Here is a 3,056-nt window from a genome sequence, read left to right as displayed (position 1 = left end):
TGGCGCTTGCGGCCGTTGATGTTCTTCGCGCCGTCGTAGCCGCGCGTCGAGCTGTGCACGCTGGCGGCGGCCTTGACCGACTGGGAGTCGATGATGGCCGCGGTCGGCTCGGGGGCGCGGCCTTCCGCGGTGCGGACGGCGGCGCGCATCCGGTCGTGGAACTCGGTCAGCAGGCCGGTGTCGCGCCAGCGGGTGAAGAAGGCGTGGACCCGCTTGTAGGGTGGGAAGTCGGCGGGCAGTGCGGCCCATTTGACGCCGTTGTCGACGAGGTAGCGGATCGCGTCGAGTAGCTGGCGGTGGCAGTAGCCCTCCGGCCGGCCGCCCCGGCCGCCCATCCACGCGGGCACCGGCAGCAGGTCCCGCACCGCCGCCCACTCGGCGTCGGTCATGTCGCTGTTGTAGCGTCGAACACGCTCGCTGTGGTCGCCCGCGTTGCCGTACCGGTGCGCGAAGCAGTCACACCTTGGGGGTACCGAGTTGCCGCCGACCGCGGCGACGGCGTACAAAAGCGGCAACAGGGCCTCCTTGTGGCTTTTTGGTCTCGACAACCTCCAAGCTGCACAGGGGCCCTGTCTTCATGCGGCGACAACGTCGAGATCACCCGAATCGGGAACACGCGAACACTCGTGCTAATCCCAAGCCCCGCGACGGGTTTGCGGATCGCTTCTTAGAACCCAAGGACTGGCTGAGGGTCATTTTTCAGAGACTGGCGACACGGGCCGCACCCGTAGTCGCGGGTCGGGGCTCCTCCCGGGCCTGCCCCGATGGCAGGGCCAGGTTATCCGTGCCGAAGTTGGCAGCGAGGGTCGCTGTTTCACCCGCGGTGGGGAACGGGGGTGCCTGCTCGGGTCGCTCCCGGGACGCGCACGCGGGAGGTGCCCGCTTCGGCTGGAAACGGGGTAGGCGTGGCCCAGCGGGCCGGATCCGGCAGCGGGCCGTCGGAGAAGAAGAAGGCGTATACCCCGTCCAGGTAGGTGTAGAGCGCGGTCGTCGACCTCATCGGCACGCCGGTGAGCCTCTCCCACTCCGCAAGGGGTGAGCTCCTTCGTGTCGATCAGGGTGCGGAGGCCTTCGCGGACTGCCGCGGTGTACGTCGACGTCGGGTCACCCAGGCCGCCCTTGAGCTCTGCGAGGTGCCCGATCCACTTGTGGCTGGCGCTGCGGGAGAAGATGACGGCGGCCGATACCTCCTGCCCCGCCTGGGCATCGACGCTGAGTGCGAAAGAACCCTGAGCATCGCCTGGACCGCCCACCGGGCAGCCACCGGCGAGGAACTCCCCAACGACGCCTTCACCATCCGCTATCCGGAGTTGGACCCGGAATGGGACTTCGACTTCGAGGACGGCGACAAGCTGGGCCGACGGTTGCCTCGCCTGGCGGATCTCTACTCGGAATAGGGCCGCTCTCGTGGATCACGGACCGCCCCTGGCGTTGCAGCCGTCGCGGTGTGGGACGATCCCCGGCATGACGCTCGATCCTCAGCCGCCGGTCGGCACACACATACGGCTTCTGGCCGACTTCACCAACGGGCGCCCGGTGTTCGAGGTGTTGCCGGCGCTGCTGCAGGCGCCTGCCTTGTTCGAGCTGGTCGGGAGCCCGGGGCTGGTGCTCGGATGTGCAGCCGGTGATGTGCTCCGAGTCAGCGATGACGGTCAGTTCGAGGTGGTTGAGCAGGGCCAGAACCTGTGTATTCAGGCAGCGGGGCGGGGCTACTTCACCCCTGAGTCGCTCGCGGACATCAGGAACGCGATCGGGAAGCTCGGAGGTGTAGCTGAGGCACCGCCGAATCTGCGCTTCGTCGTCGTCACGGTCAGCCGCGCGGTCGGCCTGTCTGCGATCGAGCAGGTCATGGACCGCTGGGCCGCAGGTGTCGATGGGGTCGAGTGGTGGTTCGGCAACGGAGATCAAGCCAATACCGCTCGCTGACCAGGGTCATCGGGTGGGCTTCGGCTCCCCGTTGACCGTTGACGGACGAAGCTGTCCGAGGCGCACCGGCCGTCGGGTGTCGGAGCTCATGGCTAGCATCCGCTCATGAACCCTGAGCTCCTGTCCGCCGTCGAGACTCCACTCCCATCCGGCCGGATGATCACGTCAGACGAAGGCGACGGAGACGTCCAAGCTCTCTGGATGAGCGACGGACCGGCCACCGCCGAGCTCTGGGCACGGGTGCACGCCGAGCGAACCCGCACGGGCCTGTGGCCGCTGCTGCTCGATTCCAGAGACCCCCGTGACAGCGAGTTCAGGCCCTGGGCAAGCGGCGAGTTGTTCCCCGAACGGATGTCCTCCCCAGACACCCACAACCCGGCCGAGCTCCTCAGCGGATGGTGGAAGAACTACACCGTCATCGACGAGGACGACGACATGCTGTCGCCGGAAGACCGTCTGGCCGTCACCGCCCCCTTCGGACTGGTCTGGCCAGGACTCGCCCCGGCCCACCGGCCGGGCACCGACCCGGACATCACCGCCGCCGACTATGCGCAGTACTTCGCCGCCCGGCGACCGCAGTCCCGACTCGGACTCGTCGCCGCTGACTCAGGTGCCCACGCGCTCTCCGCCGCAGGCTGGGATGGGCCGGTCAACTACGACAACGACACCGCCAAGTTCTCCGCCGTCGTCGCCAGCTGGGAACAACGCTTCGGCGTACGCGTCGTCGCGGTCGGCCCCGCCACCCTCCACCTGAGCGTCGCCGCACCCCCGACATCGACAGAGGACGCTCTCCTGGTGGCCGCCGAGCACTTCGCACTCTGCCCCGACAACATTTGGCAGGGCCGGCACCCGAACACACTGGCCGCATACGCCGAACGACTCGTCCACAACCGCTGCTGGGACTTCTGGTGGGACTGACCGACAGCAGTGGTCGAGTGAGAGGCGAAGCCGATGTTTCGTAGCCGAGCAGGGCCAGCTGTCAGCCCTGGCCAGCGCGTTGGAGCATCAATCGGTAGTGCTCGGGGTCGGCCAGGACCCTCTCTGACAGTCTCGACTGAGACGCCCGGAATGTCGGGTTAGTCTGGATGGGCGAGACAGGAGATCCCTTCAGCATGGCCAGCACCACCAAT

4 protein-coding genes are annotated in these 3,056 nt (G+C 67.7%); 3 read left to right on the top strand and 1 reads right to left on the bottom strand.

Annotated features, from left to right (window positions below; all coding sequences use genetic code 11):
- Positions 1-515, bottom strand: a 515-nt coding sequence (locus ACH4E7_RS45450; RefSeq protein ID WP_396255104.1) for a transposase, incomplete at its 3' end; no start/stop codon positions are given.
- 633 nt (positions 516-1,148) lie between these two features.
- Between ACH4E7_RS45450 and ACH4E7_RS45445 the strand changes: the two genes are divergently transcribed.
- From ACH4E7_RS45445 to ACH4E7_RS45435, 3 genes are all read left to right on the top strand, one after another.
- Positions 1,149-1,397 carry a hypothetical protein gene (locus ACH4E7_RS45445; protein WP_396255103.1) on the top strand — a complete coding sequence of 83 codons (249 nt, stop codon included), beginning with the start codon at positions 1,149-1,151 and terminating at the stop codon, positions 1,395-1,397.
- A 67-nt stretch (positions 1,398-1,464) separates the two neighbouring features.
- Positions 1,465-1,926: a DUF4265 domain-containing protein gene (locus ACH4E7_RS45440; RefSeq protein ID WP_396255102.1), complete on the top strand. Its 462-nt coding sequence runs from the start codon at positions 1,465-1,467 to the stop codon at positions 1,924-1,926.
- 201 nt (positions 1,927-2,127) lie between these two features.
- Positions 2,128-2,844 (top strand): DUF4253 domain-containing protein, encoded by a 717-nt coding sequence (locus ACH4E7_RS45435; protein ID WP_396255101.1) that lies wholly within the window; start codon positions 2,128-2,130, stop codon positions 2,842-2,844.
- Positions 2,845-3,056: the final 212 nt, after the last annotated feature.

Origin of the sequence: Kitasatospora sp. NPDC018058, assembly GCF_044327205.1 — a bacterium.
Taxonomy (GTDB): Bacteria; Actinomycetota; Actinomycetes; order Streptomycetales; family Streptomycetaceae; genus Kitasatospora.
Note: the sequence above shows the minus strand (reverse complement) of the source record. Positions and strands in the feature narration are given on the sequence as shown.